A 16482-nucleotide genomic window follows, 5' to 3' on the forward strand; every position below is an offset into this window, starting at 1 on the left:
CTACTTCAGACCTTCCTTAGGACTCGGCAATACTCCAGACAGTCTTTCGTGCATGAATCTCATACCTTGAATAAACTCCGCAAATCGTTTGATCGAGAGCGGCAATTGATTTTCAATCGCCGCAATCCTGCGATCAGGTGGTAAGAATCAGCGTTCTCACGCTGGCGTGGTGTCCTGGCGGTCGGCACGCCGATGAATCAGGCGATACAAGGCCGGCAGTACCAGTAGCGTCAGCAGCGTCGAGGAAACAATGCCGCCGATGACGACAGTTGCGAGCGGTCGCTGCACTTCCGCGCCGGTGCCGACATTGATTGCCATCGGTACAAAGCCAAGGCTTGCAACCAGCGCGGTCATCAGCACCGGGCGTAGCCGCGTCATCGCGCCATTCACAATGGCATCCTGAATCGGCGCTCCGTCGTGGTGCAGCTTGCGGATGAAGCTCACCATCACCAGGCCGTTGAGCACCGCCACACCGGATAGGGCAATGAAGCCGACCCCTGCTGAGATCGAAAGCGGAATGTCGCGCAGCCACAATGCAGCCACGCCGCCGGTCAGCGCCAAAGGCACACCACTAAAGACGATGGCGGCGTCCCGGCCTGAACCAAAGGCCATAAACAGAAGGCCGAAGATCAGAACCAACACGGCGGGCACGACGACGGACAGGCGCTGGCTTGCCGAAATGAGCTGCTCGAACGTCCCCCCGTAGCTGACCCAATAGCCCTCTGGCAGCGTGATTTCACGGCTTACGCGTTCACGCAGTTCTTCCACGAACGACCCTAGATCGCGTCCGCGCACATTGCTGGTGATAACGATCCGGCGTTTACCGTTCTCGCGGCTGATCTGATTGGGGCCGGGCGCCACTTCGATCGACGCAAGCTGCCCGAGCGGCACGTAGGCGGCTTGGCCCAGCCCGGCAGCAGCGCCGGCCGGAACCGGAATGGGCAGTGTCGCCAGTGCCTTCGGGTCTTGGCGTTGCGCTTCGGGCAGCCGAACTACGATATCGAATCGGCGATCGCCCTCAAACACCTGGCCGGCGACGGCACCGCCAAGGGCGATTGCCACCGTTTGCTGTACGTCGTCGATCGCCAAGCCGTATCGGGACAGCGCATCCACGTTCGGCGTGATCGTCATCAGCGGCAGGCCCGTAATCTGTTCGAGCGCCACGTCGGCAGACCCCTCGATACTCTCGGCCACGGCTTCAATCTTCGAGCCTATTTGGGCCAGTTGCTCCATGTCATCGCCATACACCTTGATCGCCACCTCGGCACGGACACCTGCGATCAACTCATTCATGCGCATCTGCACGGGTTGAGTGAACTCGTAGTTGTTGCCGGGAATGGCGTTCACCGCCTTCTCCAGTTCGGCAAGCAGTACGGCTCTCGGTTTGCGCGGATCGGGCCATTCGCTACGATCCTTGAGCATGATGAAAGTGTCAGCCACCGAAGGCGGCATGGGGTCAGTCGCAACCTCAGCAGTACCGATCTTGGCGACGACTTCCTCCACCTCTGGAAACTCCTTGATCCGCGCCTCCAACTGGCGCTGCATACCAATCGCCTGGGTCAGACTCGTTCCGGGAATGCGCATCGCGTGCAAGGCGATGTCACCTTCATCCAGATTGGGGATGAACTCGGTGCCCAAGCGCGTCGCAAGCAAACCAGATAGCACCACCAGCACTGCCGCCGCCGCGACGACGGCGACTCTCAGCTTGATTGCCTTCTGGAGAAGTGGCGCATAGAAGCGGCTGATGCCGCGCATCACCTTGGTTTCCTTCTCGGAAACCTTGCCGGTGACAAACAACGCGACCGCAGCGGGCACGAAAGTCAGGGACAACACCATCGCACCAGTCAATGCGATCACGACGGTAAGAGCCATCGGATGGAACATCTTTCCTTCCACACCCGATAGCGCGAATATTGGAAGGTAAACCGCCGTGATGATGAACAATCCGAACAGGGCAGGCTTGATGACCTCTGCACTGGCGCTCGAAACCAGCGAGAAACGCTCATCGCGGGTCAACAGCCGACCGAGCTGGTGCTGTCGTTCGCTGAACCTGCGTAAGCAGTTCTCCACGATGATGACCGCGCCATCGACAATCAGGCCGAAATCCAGTGCGCCCAAGCTCATCAGGTTGGCCGAGATTCGGTTTTGCACCATGCCGGTGATCGTCAGCAGCATGGCGAGCGGAATGACCGCTGCGGTTATCAGGGCTGCGCGCAGGTTGCCTAGCAACATGAACAGCACGGCAATCACCAGCAACGCGCCTTCCAGAAGATTCTTCTGCACGGTTGCGATGGTGCGATCAACGAGTTGAGTGCGGTCGTAAACCGCGTGCGCGCGGACTCCCTCGGGAAGTGTCGCGTCGATCTCAGCGAGCTTTTCTACTGTGCGCTGTGCAACTGCTCGGCTGTTCTCGCCAATCAGCATGAATGCCGTACCCAGCACGACCTCTTTGCCGTCTTTCGTGGCCGCGCCGGTTCGCAGTTCGCTACCCTCTAGAACTTCCGCCACGTCGCCAATTCGGAGTGGCAGTCCATCGCGCGTTGCCACGACAATTTTCCGCAGTCGCTCGATGTCGCGCACTTGTCCGGGGATGCGGATCAGGTACTGCTCGCCATGACGTTCGATGTAGCCGGCGCCGACGCTGGCGTTGTTCCGCGCGACGGCGTTCAGCACGTCGTTCATCGTCAACTCGTAGGCCAGCAGCTTGACCGGATCGGGCGTGATGTGGAATTGACGCACGTAGCCGCCGATGGTGTTGACCTCGGTGACGCCTTTCAGATTGCGGAGCTGCGGACGCACCGACCAGTCCTGCAACGTGCGCAGCGCGGTCGGCGTCCATATTTCCTCGTAGCCCTTTTCGGGTTCCAAGGTGTACATGAATATCTCGCCCAGGCCGGTTGCCACTGGCCCGAGAGAGGGATTCAGGCCCGCCGGAAGTTGCGAAGATGCCTGCTGCAAGCGTTCGGCGACCTGCTGACGGGCAAAGTAAATGTCAGTGCCGTCCTCAAAGACCGCAGTGACCTGCGACAGACCGTAGCGGGAAACCGAGCGGGTGTAGTCGAGCCGAGCGAGGCCAGCCAGCGCCGTCTCAACCGGGAAAGTGACGCGCTGCTCAGCCTCCATTGGCGAGTAGCCCGGCGCCTCGGTATTGATCTGTACCTGGACATTGGTAATGTCCGGTATCGCGTCGATCGGCAAGCGGCTGTAGTTCCAGATCCCCAGCCCGGACAGGGCGAGCACCAATAGAAGCACGAGCCAGCGATGCGCGATGGACGCGCGAATGATACGTTCGAGCATATCCGCGTCCTCAGTGATCGTGGCTTGCGCCAGACTTTTCGATGTCTTGGCGTATCAGGAAACTTTGCTCGGCCACGTAGTTCGTGCCGGGCTTGAGTCCGCTAGTCACTTCAACGTATTCACCATCACGATCGCCAAGTTCGAGCATTCGGACTTCGTATGTCTCGCCGACTTGCGTGAACACCACGGTGAAGTCGCGGAATCGCTGCAACCCCGACTCTTTTACCGCCAGCGGTACGTTGCGCGTGCCTACTGTGACCTCGGCTGCCACGGTCATACCTGGGCGCCAACGTCCCTCCAAGTTCGGGATGCTGACGCGGGCAATGACGCTCTGGCCGCTGCCGGCCACCGGCAACAGTCGCTGAATCTTTCCGCTGGCTTCGGTCTTCCCAGTCGCTGACCGGATTCGTACTGGCTGTCCTGGCTTTAGGGCTTCGGCATCGGTGCCAATGGCGCGCAGGTCGATCCATACGTTGGACGGGTCGGCCAGCTCGAACAGCGCACCTGCCTCGGCCACGTCACCGACGTTCGTATTGCGTGCGAGCACCACGCCATCGAACGGTGCGGTAATCGGGTAGGTACGCATACTGTCGTTGCCCTCTACGACGGCCAGCGTCTGGCCGCGGCGGACTCGCTCGCCCTGCTGCACGTTCACCGATCGCACGATGCCAGGGAAGCGTGCGCCAACCGCCGCGTGTCTGTCGGCATCTAGGACAACGGTTCCCATCAACCGCACAACGTCTCGGATGACTGCCGGCCCTGCTGATTCGGTTTTGATACCGGCATCCTTGGCGATGCCGGCCGGAATGCTTACGCGGCCCTCATAGGACTGGTAAGACCAAGTGGACTTCTTTCCGGCATGTTCGGCGGACACGGCGACATCGAACGAATGCGGCTCGATCACTTCACCGCTGCCGACCAGATAGTTGCCCTCTGGCGTGAACGTGAACTGGTTGACCTCGCCATCCAAACGGGAGAGTTTGATAGTCGCAACGACATCGGCGGGAGCGACTGGCTTGCCGTCGCGATAGGCGTAGAGCCTGTAATGCGGGGGCACATTGGTTTCGTAGATGGTGACTTCCAGGGCGAAGTCTCCATCACGGAGTAGTCGGCCATTGTTTGGCCCGCGCTCATAGCTTCCGCTGGCTTGGGCACTGGCCTCCTCTTTGGGTTTGTCGCCGCCAGGGCTGCATGCAGCGGCAAATACGCAAAGGAGTAACAGGGAGAGAATGCGAATCATGGTGCGGTGTCCTCAACGGTGGCGGTGAGGCGTTCCACCTCGACCAGCAGAAGGTGATAGCGGGTGGCGGCTTCGACAGCACGCGCACGCAGATCGAACAGCGTCCGCTGCGCTTGGGCCAGCGACAAATAAGAGAATCGGCCTTGCTCAAAGCCGCGACGAGTTGTTGTCAGGGCGCTTTCAGCCATAGGCAGCATTCGTGCGCGTAACGATTCAGCCTCTGTTCGCGCGTGCGTGAGTTCTTGATACTTGTCGAACAGGGTCTGGTGGCGCTCGAAGCGTTCGGCGTCACGCCGCGCTTCCAGCGCAGCAAGCTCCGCATTTGCCTGGGACACCGCGTATCCAGAGCGCGTCGGGCTACCCAACGGCACCGAGATCGACATCACCACGCCGTGATCCTTGAAGGCTTCCAAACGTCGCACGCCCAAGCTGACGTCAATGTTGGGTTTGGCTTCGGCCTCCGCGAGCCGGCGCCGGGCGCCGATGGTGTCGGCCCGCAAGCGCGAAGCCCACAGTTCCGGCGTCATAGGCAAACGGGTAGCCAACGTCTCGAATGGCGCCACGGTCGGCAAGGTTTGGAGGTCGCCGACGACTTCGCCGAAGTCGGGGGTCATTGCCCCCCAGCTCGCGGCCAAAGTCATCTTGGCGCTCGCCAATTCGAGTTCAGCACTCTCGCGATTGAGCTGCGCCTCAGCGACCGCAATATCGGCGGCCTGCAAATCCGACTCAGGATTGCGAGCGGCTTTTACCCACGCTGCAACCTCTCGACGGGTGCGCTCCGCTTGCTTGATACGCTCCTCGGCATACGTCAATCGCTGTTGCCTAGCGAGCACTTCAATGAAGCGGGCCGTAGTTGAACTGGCCAGGTCGATCCGCGTTTTGGTGGCCTGATGCTCTTGTTCTCTCAGTTCGGCTTGTCCCAGCGTTTGGCGAGCCTCGCGCTTGCCACCGAGTTCTATGACCCGACCGATGCGCAATGTCGTTTCGGCCGAGCGAATACCTCGCAGGTTGCCGTTCCCGGCGACGTTCTCTACCTCGCCGCCAATGGTGTAAGGCGGTGGCAGGGCTTCGCGCTGCGTGCGGGCTCGAACGGCCTGGAGTTGCGCCGTTTCGGCGGTAATGGATGGATGGGCGGCCAGCGCGCGGGAGACTGCTTCCTCCAACCGCAGGGGTTCGGCGGCTAGGGCTGCGGACGTACCGCAGGCTCCGACGAACACCAAGACTACTAAGCGGATCAAATTCATGAAAACCCTCACGACGACAACAGATGGCGAGCAAACGATTCCGCGTGACGACTTCCCGCGCACGCCGGAGCGGAATCGCCATAAGACCGATTGTCAATCGGTTTTTTGAGCAAAAAAACACAGCACGCGCGCATATGGACTTACCTCGTCATCACAGTGATGAGAGATTCGGTCACAGAATGCAGCCATCCTGTAGATAGGCTGCAAAACGCCAGAACAAGAATGCCTAGCATCGGCCCCAAGTATGAGACAGACGAGTGCTTGGACGACAGCAACGCCTCGACACGCTCAGGGATAAAATCGGAAAAGAACGCCATCGCCAATGGCACCTGTTCCTTGGCGTGTTGCCGAAATATCTTCTCAACTGCAACGATGGTCTCGGCCACGGCGACAGGACACCCCACTTCGTTTGCAGCGGCAAAATCACAACGTTGTTCCAAGGCGAGTTCCAGATCACGCAACAACCGGCGACGAGTACCTGGCAACTGTATGCTCGACAACACGACAGCGATCAAGCGATGCAGCACATCGCGATTGGCGATGTGAGCCTGTTCGTGCGCCAACACCACACGCAATTGCGTTGGATCAAGTCGCCGCATCAACGAGGTTGAAAGCAGGATGTGGCCATGCCCGACGCCACAGGCCAGCGCCATAGGCTGATCGACATCAAGCACGCGAAGTTTGTCTGGGTGCCCCGGACGCCAGCTTAGGCGCACCATCGAGGCAAGGGTTCGCCGAGCACGCCAAAGACCCACTGCGGCCCGTGAAGCCAGCCAAGCCGCGTATCCCGCCAACAATGCCAATGCTCCCCATAGCCAAGCACTTTGCCCATTGCCGCTCGGGTGCCAAACGCACAGATGCAAGAGCGCGTCAGCGTGCGCAGAGCAGGTAGCGGCAAATCGGGCCGAACTATCAAACATCGACGGCATGGCAATGGTCAGGGCCGTGTAGGCAATACCCGCCAACGCAGGTGTTACCAGCATCCACCAAGATACCCTTGCTCGCTGAGAAGGTGCCTTTCCCCACAGCGCACGGCGCAATGGGCGCTCGAAGGCTCCAATCAGCAGGGTAAGCGTTACCGCCAGCACGAAGCCGGATAGCAATGCAAACTGAAGTAATGGGCCATAACTCGTCATCACGTCTGATCTAATTCAGCACGACGACGGGCAACCAACTCCTCCAGCCTCTTGAGCTGGTCGTCATCCGCCCTTGCAGCAAGATCGACAAAGGCGCTCAGCAACGCATCCGGCTGCGGGCCTGCGACACGACGCACCGTGGACTCGACCAGCTTCTGGATCAGTTCCCGGCGAGATACTCGTGCCGAGTATTCGTAGGCATGGCTGATCTTTTCGCGCTGGAGCATGGCCTTACGAAACAGACGTTCCAGCGTGGATTGCACGGTGTTCAAGGAAATCGAGCGAGACTGCCCAATGCGCGCGTACACCGCCTTGGTATCGGACGGGCCGAAACGCCAGATGTCTTCGAGCACGGCGATTTCCAGATCGCCAAGTGTTGGTACGTTGTGATTGGTCAATGTTGTCGGCTCCGAGTTTTGACTCGAATTCAAGAGTATCCACCACAAAAAACCGACCGTCAATCGGTTTATTGTGCCGCCCCGTGCCGGACACTGCTATCGTGGAAGCTAACCAACGGCAGGCCCACGCTGCCGTCCTATCTCCCAGGACACCCCGCCGCCGCGCACCGTCGCGGCAAGCTGCTGCCCCAGCCGCTGTTCGATCACCGGCCGCCACGGCACCAGGCTGAATCCCTTGCCATCGTCGAGCATCGCGTAACGCCCGCTGGCGAGCATGACGGCGCGCCGGTAGATACCGGCCACACGCTGGCCGTCGCCCACAGGCCGATGCTCCAGGCCGGTGTCGGCGGCAATGTCCTTCGCGGCCTGCGTCAGTTCCCGGTTGCGCAGCGTGCCCAGCAGGTTGCGCGCCAGGATCACGCGCTGCCCGCGCCGCTCGGCCAGCCCCTGTTCGGCCAGGAAGTCGGCGCGCTGCTGCATCGCCTGCTTGGCCTCGCCGCCAAAGCCCAGATCGCCCAAGCCCGAGCCGCCGCCGATCAGTTGCTGGTCAAGCCAGGTGGCCCCGATCACGCGGGCCTGCCGCTCGATGGGCAGGTGCGATTTCAGCTCCACGGCCACGCCGCCCAGGCGCTGCGCGTCGTAGCGGCGGCCCTGTTCGGCCAAGTCGTCCGGCACCTTCCATAGTCCCTCGGCCACGCGCTCCACGATGCCAGCGCGGCGCAGGGCTTCCAGCCGGCGGACGTGGGCCGCAACGACTTCCTGCGGATCGCGGCCCGGCATGGCCTGCCCCTGTGCAATGGCGAGGTGGTGGTCGGTGCGGTACAGGCCATCGCTCGCCAGCGCGGCGATGTTTTTGTCGGCCGCGCGCACGTCGGCCGATCCCTTCACCTCCACCACCGCGCCGGTGGGATAGTTCGCCAGCTCGTCGCGGGCGTTGAGCGCGACGTAGTGGGCCTTGCCATCCACGCCGTCGATGACCAGATAGCCCCGGTCGCGCAACTCGTCGGCCAGCCCCTTCGCGGCCACGCGGCCGAGGATGGTTCGGCCATCGTCTCCCGGTTCGAACACCGCCAGCCCACGTGGCTCGCCGCGCATGGCGCGCTGTAGTGTGCGGATGATGTCGCTACGCTCGCCCAGGGCGCGCAGGGTCTTTTCGGCATCGGCATGGACGGCCCAGGTGCCGGGCTGCGTCTCGTCGGCCAGGCCTAGGCGCTGCAAGCGTTGCAGCCGGCCGATCAGCAGCAGGCGCTGGCGTTGCAACCTCGGCTCGTTGAGCCGTTCGACATGCACCAGGCCATCGTCGCCCAGCTCGCGCTTGAGCGTGCGATCCAGGCTCGTCCACCGCTCCTGTTCCACCTCGCGCTGCAAGGTCTGCTGGATCTCCAGCTCGGTGCGTGGCCCCAGCCACTCGGTCGCCAGTTCGGCCGCACGATGGCGGAAGCCATCGGCGATGTAGTCGCCCGCGATGATGAGGTCTTTGCCGGTGTCATCTCGCCCGCGCACGACGATGTGCGTGTGCGGGTTGTCGGTATTCCAGTGGTTGACCGCCACCCAATCGAGGCCCGTGCCCAGGTCGGCTTCCATGCGGCCCATCAGGTGCCGCGTGTAGGTGCGTAGGTCTTCCAGCTCGGCCCCATCCTCGGGCGAGAGGATGAAGCGGAAATGGTGCCGGTCGTCAGCGCAGCGTTCCTTGAAGGCGTCGAGGTCGGCGGCATCGGTTTGCGGCCCGTAGGCTTGGCCCGGCTCGCCATCGCGGCCCACACCGTCGCGCTCGATGTAGCGTAGATGCTTGGCGAGCGACTGCGGGCTGGCTTGGCGCTGGTTGACCAGCAGCGTCTTGATGGTCACGCGCCGCGACATGGGCGTCAGCTTGGCGCCGGCGAAGCGCGCCGCTGTGTGGCCGCGCCCGAGGCGCGAGCCGGGCCGCTGGCCGGTGCCCCTCCCGGTGCCGGTGCCGGTGGCAGTGCCAGGACGGCGCACAGCGGACTTGCCGCTGCTGGCCTTGCCCGCCTGCTTGAGCACCTTGGAGACGAAGCTCTGGTCGCGGTTCTTTGGGGCGCCGGGGCGGATGCGGAAATCGTCGTCGCGGCGGTCGGTCATGGCTGTGCTCCCTGCAAGCTCTGGCATGTCTGGTCGTGCGAAGCACGCGGACAAGCCTGCATTGGCGCGAGCCTCGCGCCCCACGCGGCACGGCGGCGAAGCCGCTGCGTGCCGCGCCACCCGCACGTGCAGACTGGCTTTGCGGGCCGACAGGTGCCGCACCCTTTTGTCTTGCCTTCCGCCTTTGCCCCTCGCTGTCGCTCGGAGCAGCGGCGGCCCGGCGGCGCTGCTGCGCGAGCAGCCAGCGCGCCGGCGAACGCGGACACGGCCGCAGGCCGGGCGCGTTCGAGGCAAGACGCCTGCACGTTGGACGGCTGCGCCGAAGGCAGCGCGAAGTGCGGTGCCCAATGCGCAGGATTGGCACCCGCACTGCACGCGCGACGACACGGCGACGACCAGCAGGACGACACGCCCGATGGCACGATGAGATGCACGGCAACGTGCAGCGAATCGACGGCCATCATGGGCGGGATTCCAGCCAGACCGGATGCGCGACGCCGATCACGGCGGATGCGCTGACCGGCCCGAAATACCGGCTGTCGAACGACGCCGGATTGGTGACACTGAGCAGGAACAGCTCGCCAGGCCGAAGGCGGCGGCACTGCTGCCAGGATGGCAGCGGGCGGCCCCAGCGGTCGGCAGGCAGCACGGCGGCCGAAGGCACGCCGTTGATGCGGACGCTGCCGTCAGCGATGCACACCTCTTGCGGCGCCACCGCACCTAGCCGTCCTGCGTGCTGGGCTTGTTGCGCTTCTTGGAGTAGTCCTCCATGAACTTCTTGCACAACTCGGCCATCGTGGGCGCCTTGCGCGCCTCGGCCTTGGCGCCGCCGGGGTCGCCGCCCCGGCGAACCTCGGCCAGCCAGTCCTGTGCCTTGACTCGTGCCTGTTCGACGGTCAGCTCCCCGTACAGCCCCAGCGAGGGCTTGCGGGGCTGGCCGGAGTTCGTGCGGTACTGGAGCATGAACACCCGGCGGCCGGTCGGGGTAATCTTGCACAGGAAGCCAGGCACCACGGTATCCCGCAGTTCAACATCCTTGGCTTGGGGCTGGGCCGCCTCCACGGCGGTTTTGGTGAGCTTGATCTTTGCCATGATGACTCCTTGGAACGACCCGGATTCCAAGAGCCAGATAGGAGCGGCGCGAGGGAAAACCGGGTCAAGTTTCAGAAAGCACCGGCATATGATGGACGCGCGTAAGCTATTGATAAACCTGCTGTATCGAGCTACGGCGCAGTCCAGCGAACTACCGGGCTGGAGTCATCGTGAAACAAAAAAGCCGGCGCAATGTCTGGAATACATCCTTGTGCATGAGCTGACACATCTGTTGGAGCACCATCACAACGTGCGATTTACCGGGTTGCTTAACCAGCACTTGCCGCAATGGCGGACGCTGCGTGAGGAACTTAACGGATCGGTGCTGGCTGAGTTCTAGGCTGCTCGCTGCATCGCATGATCCCATTCATAACGTCAATTTCAGCCAATCAGATCGCCATGTCCCACCAGTGAGCAGCAGTGCAGGTTAGGAGAAAAAATGCGCGACTCGCTGATTGGCATACCAGCGCCCAATCGTAGGCATCTGATCCAGAAGGGTTTTTTGAATTCTCATCCTTGACGGAATTCTCCAGTTAGCTGACGTACGACATGTCGATCGACGGTCCGTATCACTTTGGCATATGCGATTTAACATAATATAGATTATGCGAAATCACAGAGACGACCCTCGCAAGTTGGGGCCGTACATGACCGCGCGCTGTACGCGGCCTTCATTCATTCTGGTTAAGCCGCGGCATCCCACCCATATGAGGCTAACAGCCATCGCTGGCTGCTGCGACCGGTTGGCCCGCTTTGCCATTGTCGTTTCAGCAAGCACGGCCGGAAGATCCTGACACGAGCGACAAATCACTCGTGTCGGGCCCGGCTGTCAGAAGCTGAAAACCTTGCGGCTTGGCTCGAGCATCGCGCGGGCCATCGCATCGGGTTTGGCAATGGCAACACCGTCTTTGAGCTTGTCCGGCGTATGGCCGGTATTTGGCAGATACAGCGCGCATACCGAAGCGGTCGCGCCCTTGCTCATGGCTGCGCTCAGAAGTTGCGCCGGCGTCACGTCGTTGGGCTTCAGGGCATCGCCGCCTGCGTCCTTGAGCGCAAGATCGGCACCCTGGTCACACAGCAGAATGTCGACCTGAGCGCCCTGTGCCTGCATCTGATTGGCGAGCACCATTGCCATTCCCTGGGTCATGGGGCTGGCGTCGCTGAGTATCACCATCACGGGCTGCTGCTCAGCCATTGCCACGGAGCCCACGCTGGCCAGGGCAATGGCAGCAAGGAATCTCTTCATCTTCGCTTCTCCTCGGGCCAGCCGGGCTGGCACTTGTGCAAGTGAACGGTCATTCGGCAAGCGCAGTCGTTAAGGGGCGGCATGGGTTGGTCGCGGCTCCTTGGACGAACGGGCGTACGCTGCGCTCAATATACCCGTTGGGGTATGTTGAGAGTAGACGTTCCCGCCTGTATTGGCTCGTTAAACGGCTGCGACAAAATGTCCACCGATGCTCTCGCGATCGCCTCATTATTGATAACCACGTACCTGCGCCAGGGCCCGGACTGCCACGATTTCTAGGTCCTTGTGGCGTATCCGATCCGCAATGACCGCGCGTCCCAGCGCTGGCTCATGGACGGGCCAGGTGCACGGCCGTGTCCGGCAAGCGGTTTCTGAATGAGGCAGAACGGTTTCGGCTGTTTTACTGTCCGAGCCCCAGGGCTCATTACATTCAGGACCGCATGACCATTCCGATCTCCACCTGCCGCACGGCGTACCGCCTTGCCGCTACCCGAGCAGTACCTCGCAACACCCGCTCGTTCCTGTCGGCAATCGCCGCAGCGGCGTTGCTCGGGCTTACCGGTTGTGGCTCCCAGCAGCCGGAGACGCCGGCGCCCAAGCCGGAAGAAGTCCGCGCCAAGATCGTTCGCCTGATCCCCGCCGACATTCCCGATCGTCAGGGTTGGGCCCGGGACATCTACACAGCCTTCGATGCGCTGGATATTCCGCCGAACGATGAAAACATCTGCTCGGTCCTGGCCGTGACGGTGCAGGAATCGACGTTCCAGGCGACCCCGCCGGTGCCCGGCCTGGCGAAGATCGCGCGAGAGGAAATCTACCGGCGTGCCGGCCGCCTGCACGTCCCACGGTTCGTGGTGGATGCGGCGCTGGACGTGAAGTCGCCCAACGGCAAGACCTATAGCCAGCGTATTGCGGCGGTGCGCACCGAAGAGCAGTTGAGTGCAATCTTCGATGACTTCCTCGGCATCATGCCGCTCGGCAAGCAGTTGTTCGGCACGCTCAACCCGGTCAAGACCGGCGGCCCGATGCAGGTCAGCATCGCCTTTGCCGAAGACCGCCGATGGACCTACCCCTACGAACGGCAAGGCTCGATCCGCGACGAAGTCTTCACGCGCCGTGGTGGCATGTATTTCGGCATTGCCCACCTGCTCGACTACCCGACCAGCTATCGCGAACCGCTGTACCGCTTCGCCGACTTCAATGCCGGCTGGTACGCCAGCCGCAACGCCGCGTTTCAGGCCGCAGTCAGCCGTGCCAGTGGCATCAAACTGGCCCTCGACGGCGATCTGATCATTCATGGCAGCAGCAAGGCCGGTCAGACCGAGCGTGCGGTTCGCGCGCTCGCCGGCAAGCTGGACATGAGCGAGACGGCGATTCGCAACGCGCTGGAGCGCGGCGACAGCCATGGTTTCGAGGAAACCGACCTGTATGAAAAGGTCTTCGCACTGGCCGAAAAGCGCGCCGGCAAGCCTTTGCCTCGGGCGGTGCTGCCGGGAATCCGGCTGGAAAGCCCGAAAATCACGCGCAATCTGACCACCGCCTGGTTTGCCAACCGGGTCAATGACCGGCATCTCGCGTGCATGAAGCGCGCGCGCAGCTAGTGTGCGCACTCGCTGACCAGGCGGTGCACGACGATGCCCATGACCCACTGGGACGTCTGTTTCGATACTACCGCGGCGTCGCGGCCCCTTCATCCCGTGAACAACGGCTGACGAAACACGGGTCTATCCGCGGCAGCCAACCGCTGCGCATTGATGCCCTGCCCGATGGTCAGGAACCTGACCGGAGCGAGTCGTTCTACTGCCTAGGTCTTGATGTTTCGCACACGCTCTGCCCGGCAGCCACCGTGCCGGGCGCCGCGCCACCGTTGCTGCAACGGTTAGCGAACCTGGACAGCCTTCGACCCAGCCGACAAGGAGCTTGCCATGCCTGCCCTATCCGCCATCCCTGAATGCTGTTGGAGCGCCAGCGCGCCGCCAGGCAATTTTCCGCCTCTGACCGGCGACAGTCAGTGCGATGTGGTGGTGATTGGCGCCGGCATTGTCGGGTTGAGCGCTGCCATGACGTTGTGCGAAGCCGGCAAGTCCGTGGTGGTGCTCGAGGCGCGTGAAGTGGGTGGCCAGGTCACCGGACGCTCCACCGCGAAGGTCACCACCCAGCATGCGCTGATCTACCGCTACCTGATCGATACCTTCGGCCAGGAGTTGGCACAGTGCTACGCGGACGCCAACCGTGAGGCGGTGGAGCGAATTCGCCACTGGATCACGAGCCATGCCATCGACTGCGACTACCAAAGGCAGTCCGCCTTCGCTTACGCCTGCTCCGCCGATTGGCGGTCAGCCATCGAAGAGGAAGCCGAAGCGGCGCGCCGCCTGGGCTTTGCCGCGCGCGTGGTCGACCAGCCGCCGCTGCCCTTCGCCACCGCTGGCGCACTGGAATTCCCCGACCAGGCGCAGTTCAACCCGACCCGCTACCTGATCGGTCTTGCCAATACGCTGCAGGCGCGTGGTGGGCGAATCCATCAGCACACCCGCGCGAAGAGTTTCGAACGCCAGGAACGCTGGCGCGTCGGTTTCGACAATGGGAGCGTGGAAGCCGACCAGATGATTCTCGCCACGCACATGCCGGTCGAAACACCGATCGACCTCGTCAGTCCGACCCAGCCGCGCTGCCACGTGGCCATGGCTTTTCGCCCGCAGGCCGGCGCGCGGCTGGAGGGCATGTTCATCGGAATCGACGAGCCGACCCACTCGATTCGCATGGCGCGGGATGACGAAGGCCCGCTCTTCATTGTCCTTGGCCCGCGCTTCAGGACCGGCCAGGATGGCAACGTCGCCCAACGCTTCGTCGATCTTGAGCACTGGGCACAGCGCAACCTGCCAGTGGGCGAAGCGGTCTGGAGCTGGTGCAATGAGGACTACGACACCGCTGACCGGATGGCCTATGTCGGTGAGCCGGATCGCGAGCAGTCGCCCGGCCTGTTCGTCGCTACCGGCTTCAACGGCTGGGGTATCAGCAACGGCACCGCCGCAGGGCTTGGCATCGCGCGGCAGATCATCACTGGACGCCGTCCGTGGAAGCATCTTTACGATCCTAATCGGCCTTCCCCGGATAACTTCAACCAGAGCAGCGACAGTCACTCACTGGTCGACGACCTGGATTCCATTGCGCCGGGCGAAGGCGGTGTGGTCACACGCGGCGACGAAAAGCTCGCTGTATGGCGCGACGACGCTGGCATCCTGCACGCCGTATCCGCCGCATGCACACACATGGGCTGCAGCGTGACCTGGAACAACGCCGACCGTACCTGGGATTGCCCGTGCCATGGCTCGATCTTCCAGGCTGACGGCGAGGTCATACACGGCCCGGCCATCGAACCGCTGGCAGCAAGGTCGCTCTGAATGTGCACCCGGGCGAACTCTTCGCCGCTGACGCCTGCTGTCGCTGTGCAGCACAAGCCGTACGCGGCGTTCCATGAACGCAGCGCGACCATCTGATAGTCGCGCTTGCCGTCGCTCTATCAGGCCGTTGCAAAACTACCTGCTAGCGCTGAGTGATCGACGTGCTGTTGCCAGTGCCGTTCTGGATGATGGCGGCGCTCGGTGGCGCGGCGAATTCCGTCAGCTGATTGAGCACGGCGACATTGGCATCGCCGGTCTGGCTGATTGAAGCCGTGCCATAGGCGGCATCCTGCACCACATCGATTTCGTTGGCCGAACCGGTCTGCGCAATCTCGAGCACCGGGCCATCGTAACCCTGGCTGATGTTGACGCGGTTGTCGTTGCCCACAGAGCTGCCGCTGATGAGGCCGCTGCGCGTACCCTGCCATGCGTTAAGCTCGTTGCCGGCACCCTCCTGGGTGTACTCCACGGTGCTGAAGCCCGCCCATTGCGTCACGTCGGCACTGTTGGAGTCGCCGCGCTGCACCAACCGCACCTCGCCGGTGTAGTAGCGCCCGCCGATCTGCGTCACCGCCGCCTGGTTGAAATCGCCGTCCTGGGTTACCCGGGCCGAAGAGCCGTAGGCCGGCGATTCCTGGAGGATATCCAGACGGTTGCCATTTCCCAGCTGGCTCAGCTGCGCACTTCCGCCACCGTTCTGCACCACCTCGATCAGATTGTCGTTGCCCTCTGAACGGGCATCCAGGGAGTTGACATAGAAGGTCTGGTCAACCTGCTGCACGTTGCCCGCGCCCCGCTGGTGGAGCACGGCATAGTTGCCATTGCCATCCTGCTGCACCAGTTCCACGAGGTTGGCCGTGCCCAGCTGATCGATCTGCGCAACGCTGCTGTAATCCAGGTTGGCCTGGTAGACGCTGGCCTGGTTTTGGCTGCCGGTCTGGACGATCTGCGCCTGCAGCGCGTAGCCGCGCTGGTCGGTGAGCGCGAGATTGTTGTCGCCGTTCTGGACGACACGGGACCAGTTCAGCGTGCCTTGCTGCACCTGGGTCGCCAAATTCGGCCCGGTCTGCTCGAGGATGATCTCGTTGTCGTTTCCGGTCTGAATGGTTTCAGCCTGTGCCAAAGCCAAGCCTGGCAGCGAGCCAAGCAGGATGCAGGCGATAAGCGGTTCATGCGCGAACATGCAGGACACTCCTTCGAATACTGTTGTTGGCCGACATCATGCTGGCATTGTCTGGCGCGTCCCTCACCGCTACCGCTCCCCTGAACGCGCCGATTGTTCGCCCAGTGGCGTCACCCGGGTATCGCCCTGACGGTGTAGAGCAACC

The 16482-nt window shown here is 62.5% G+C and carries 11 protein-coding genes and 2 pseudogenes; 3 read left to right on the top strand and 10 right to left on the bottom strand.

Translation table 11 applies throughout. The features are described 5' to 3' along the window. Positions 1-156: 156 nt before the first annotated feature. The 8 genes and pseudogenes from HZR81_RS10580 to HZR81_RS10615 form a co-directional block, all read right to left on the bottom strand. Positions 157-3297, bottom strand: a complete 3141-nt coding sequence (locus tag HZR81_RS10580; protein WP_230697859.1) for an efflux RND transporter permease subunit — start codon at positions 3295-3297, stop codon at positions 157-159. A gap of 10 nt (positions 3298-3307) precedes the next feature. Further along, positions 3308-4537 (bottom strand): efflux RND transporter periplasmic adaptor subunit, encoded by a 1230-nt coding sequence (locus tag HZR81_RS10585; RefSeq protein ID WP_230697858.1) that lies wholly within the window; start codon positions 4535-4537, stop codon positions 3308-3310. After that, the gene (locus tag HZR81_RS10590; protein ID WP_003111094.1) at positions 4534-5781 is read right to left on the bottom strand and encodes a TolC family protein; all 1248 of its coding nucleotides are present in this window, start codon (positions 5779-5781) and stop codon (positions 4534-4536) included. The genes HZR81_RS10585 and HZR81_RS10590 overlap by 4 nt, the downstream gene beginning before the upstream one ends. A gap of 140 nt (positions 5782-5921) precedes the next feature. Beyond that, positions 5922-6917, bottom strand: coding sequence for a M56 family metallopeptidase (locus HZR81_RS10595; protein WP_230697857.1), 996 nt, complete (start codon positions 6915-6917; stop codon positions 5922-5924). Continuing rightward, positions 6917-7315, bottom strand: a complete 399-nt coding sequence (locus HZR81_RS10600) for a BlaI/MecI/CopY family transcriptional regulator (RefSeq protein WP_020750883.1) — start codon at positions 7313-7315, stop codon at positions 6917-6919. Before HZR81_RS10600 ends, HZR81_RS10595 begins: the two co-directional genes overlap by 1 nt. Before the next feature lie 108 nt (positions 7316-7423). After that, entirely contained in the window at positions 7424-9415 is a 1992-nt protein-coding gene (locus HZR81_RS10605) for a relaxase/mobilization nuclease domain-containing protein (RefSeq protein ID WP_230697856.1), read from the bottom strand. A 460-nt stretch (positions 9416-9875) separates the two neighbouring features. Beyond that, positions 9876-10142, bottom strand: a pseudogene (locus tag HZR81_RS10610) (S26 family signal peptidase); the annotation flags it as partial. Then, a pseudogene (locus HZR81_RS10615) lies at positions 10139-10507 on the bottom strand (Arm DNA-binding domain-containing protein); the annotation flags it as partial. The pseudogenes HZR81_RS10610 and HZR81_RS10615, both read right to left, overlap by 4 nt. Between HZR81_RS10615 and HZR81_RS10620 the strand changes: the two are divergent. After that, positions 10488-10847, top strand: a complete 360-nt coding sequence (locus HZR81_RS10620) for a YgjP-like metallopeptidase domain-containing protein (protein ID WP_234175060.1) — start codon at positions 10488-10490, stop codon at positions 10845-10847. The pseudogene HZR81_RS10615 and the gene HZR81_RS10620 sit on opposite strands and share 20 nt — an antisense overlap. Positions 10848-11336: 489 nt before the next feature. Here HZR81_RS10620 and HZR81_RS10625 read toward each other — a convergent pair whose 3' ends face one another. Then, entirely contained in the window at positions 11337-11813 is a 477-nt protein-coding gene (locus tag HZR81_RS10625; RefSeq protein ID WP_500128055.1) for a DsrE family protein, read from the bottom strand. A gap of 380 nt (positions 11814-12193) precedes the next feature. Between HZR81_RS10625 and HZR81_RS10630 the strand changes: the two genes are divergently transcribed. Then, positions 12194-13354 (top strand): DUF1615 domain-containing protein, encoded by a 1161-nt coding sequence (locus tag HZR81_RS10630; RefSeq protein ID WP_500128056.1) that lies wholly within the window; start codon positions 12194-12196, stop codon positions 13352-13354. Positions 13355-13678: 324 nt separating this feature from the next. Then, positions 13679-15154, top strand: a complete 1476-nt coding sequence (locus HZR81_RS10635) for an FAD-dependent oxidoreductase (RefSeq protein ID WP_500128057.1) — start codon at positions 13679-13681, stop codon at positions 15152-15154. 142 nt (positions 15155-15296) lie between these two features. Here the strand turns inward: HZR81_RS10635 and HZR81_RS10640 are convergent, their stop codons facing one another. Next, positions 15297-16337, bottom strand: coding sequence for a hypothetical protein (locus HZR81_RS10640; protein ID WP_500128058.1), 1041 nt, complete (start codon positions 16335-16337; stop codon positions 15297-15299). Positions 16338-16482 lie beyond the last annotated feature (145 nt).

Origin of the sequence: Pseudomonas sp. LM13, assembly GCF_041381355.1 — a bacterium.
Taxonomy (GTDB): domain Bacteria; phylum Pseudomonadota; class Gammaproteobacteria; order Pseudomonadales; family Pseudomonadaceae; genus Stutzerimonas; species Stutzerimonas frequens.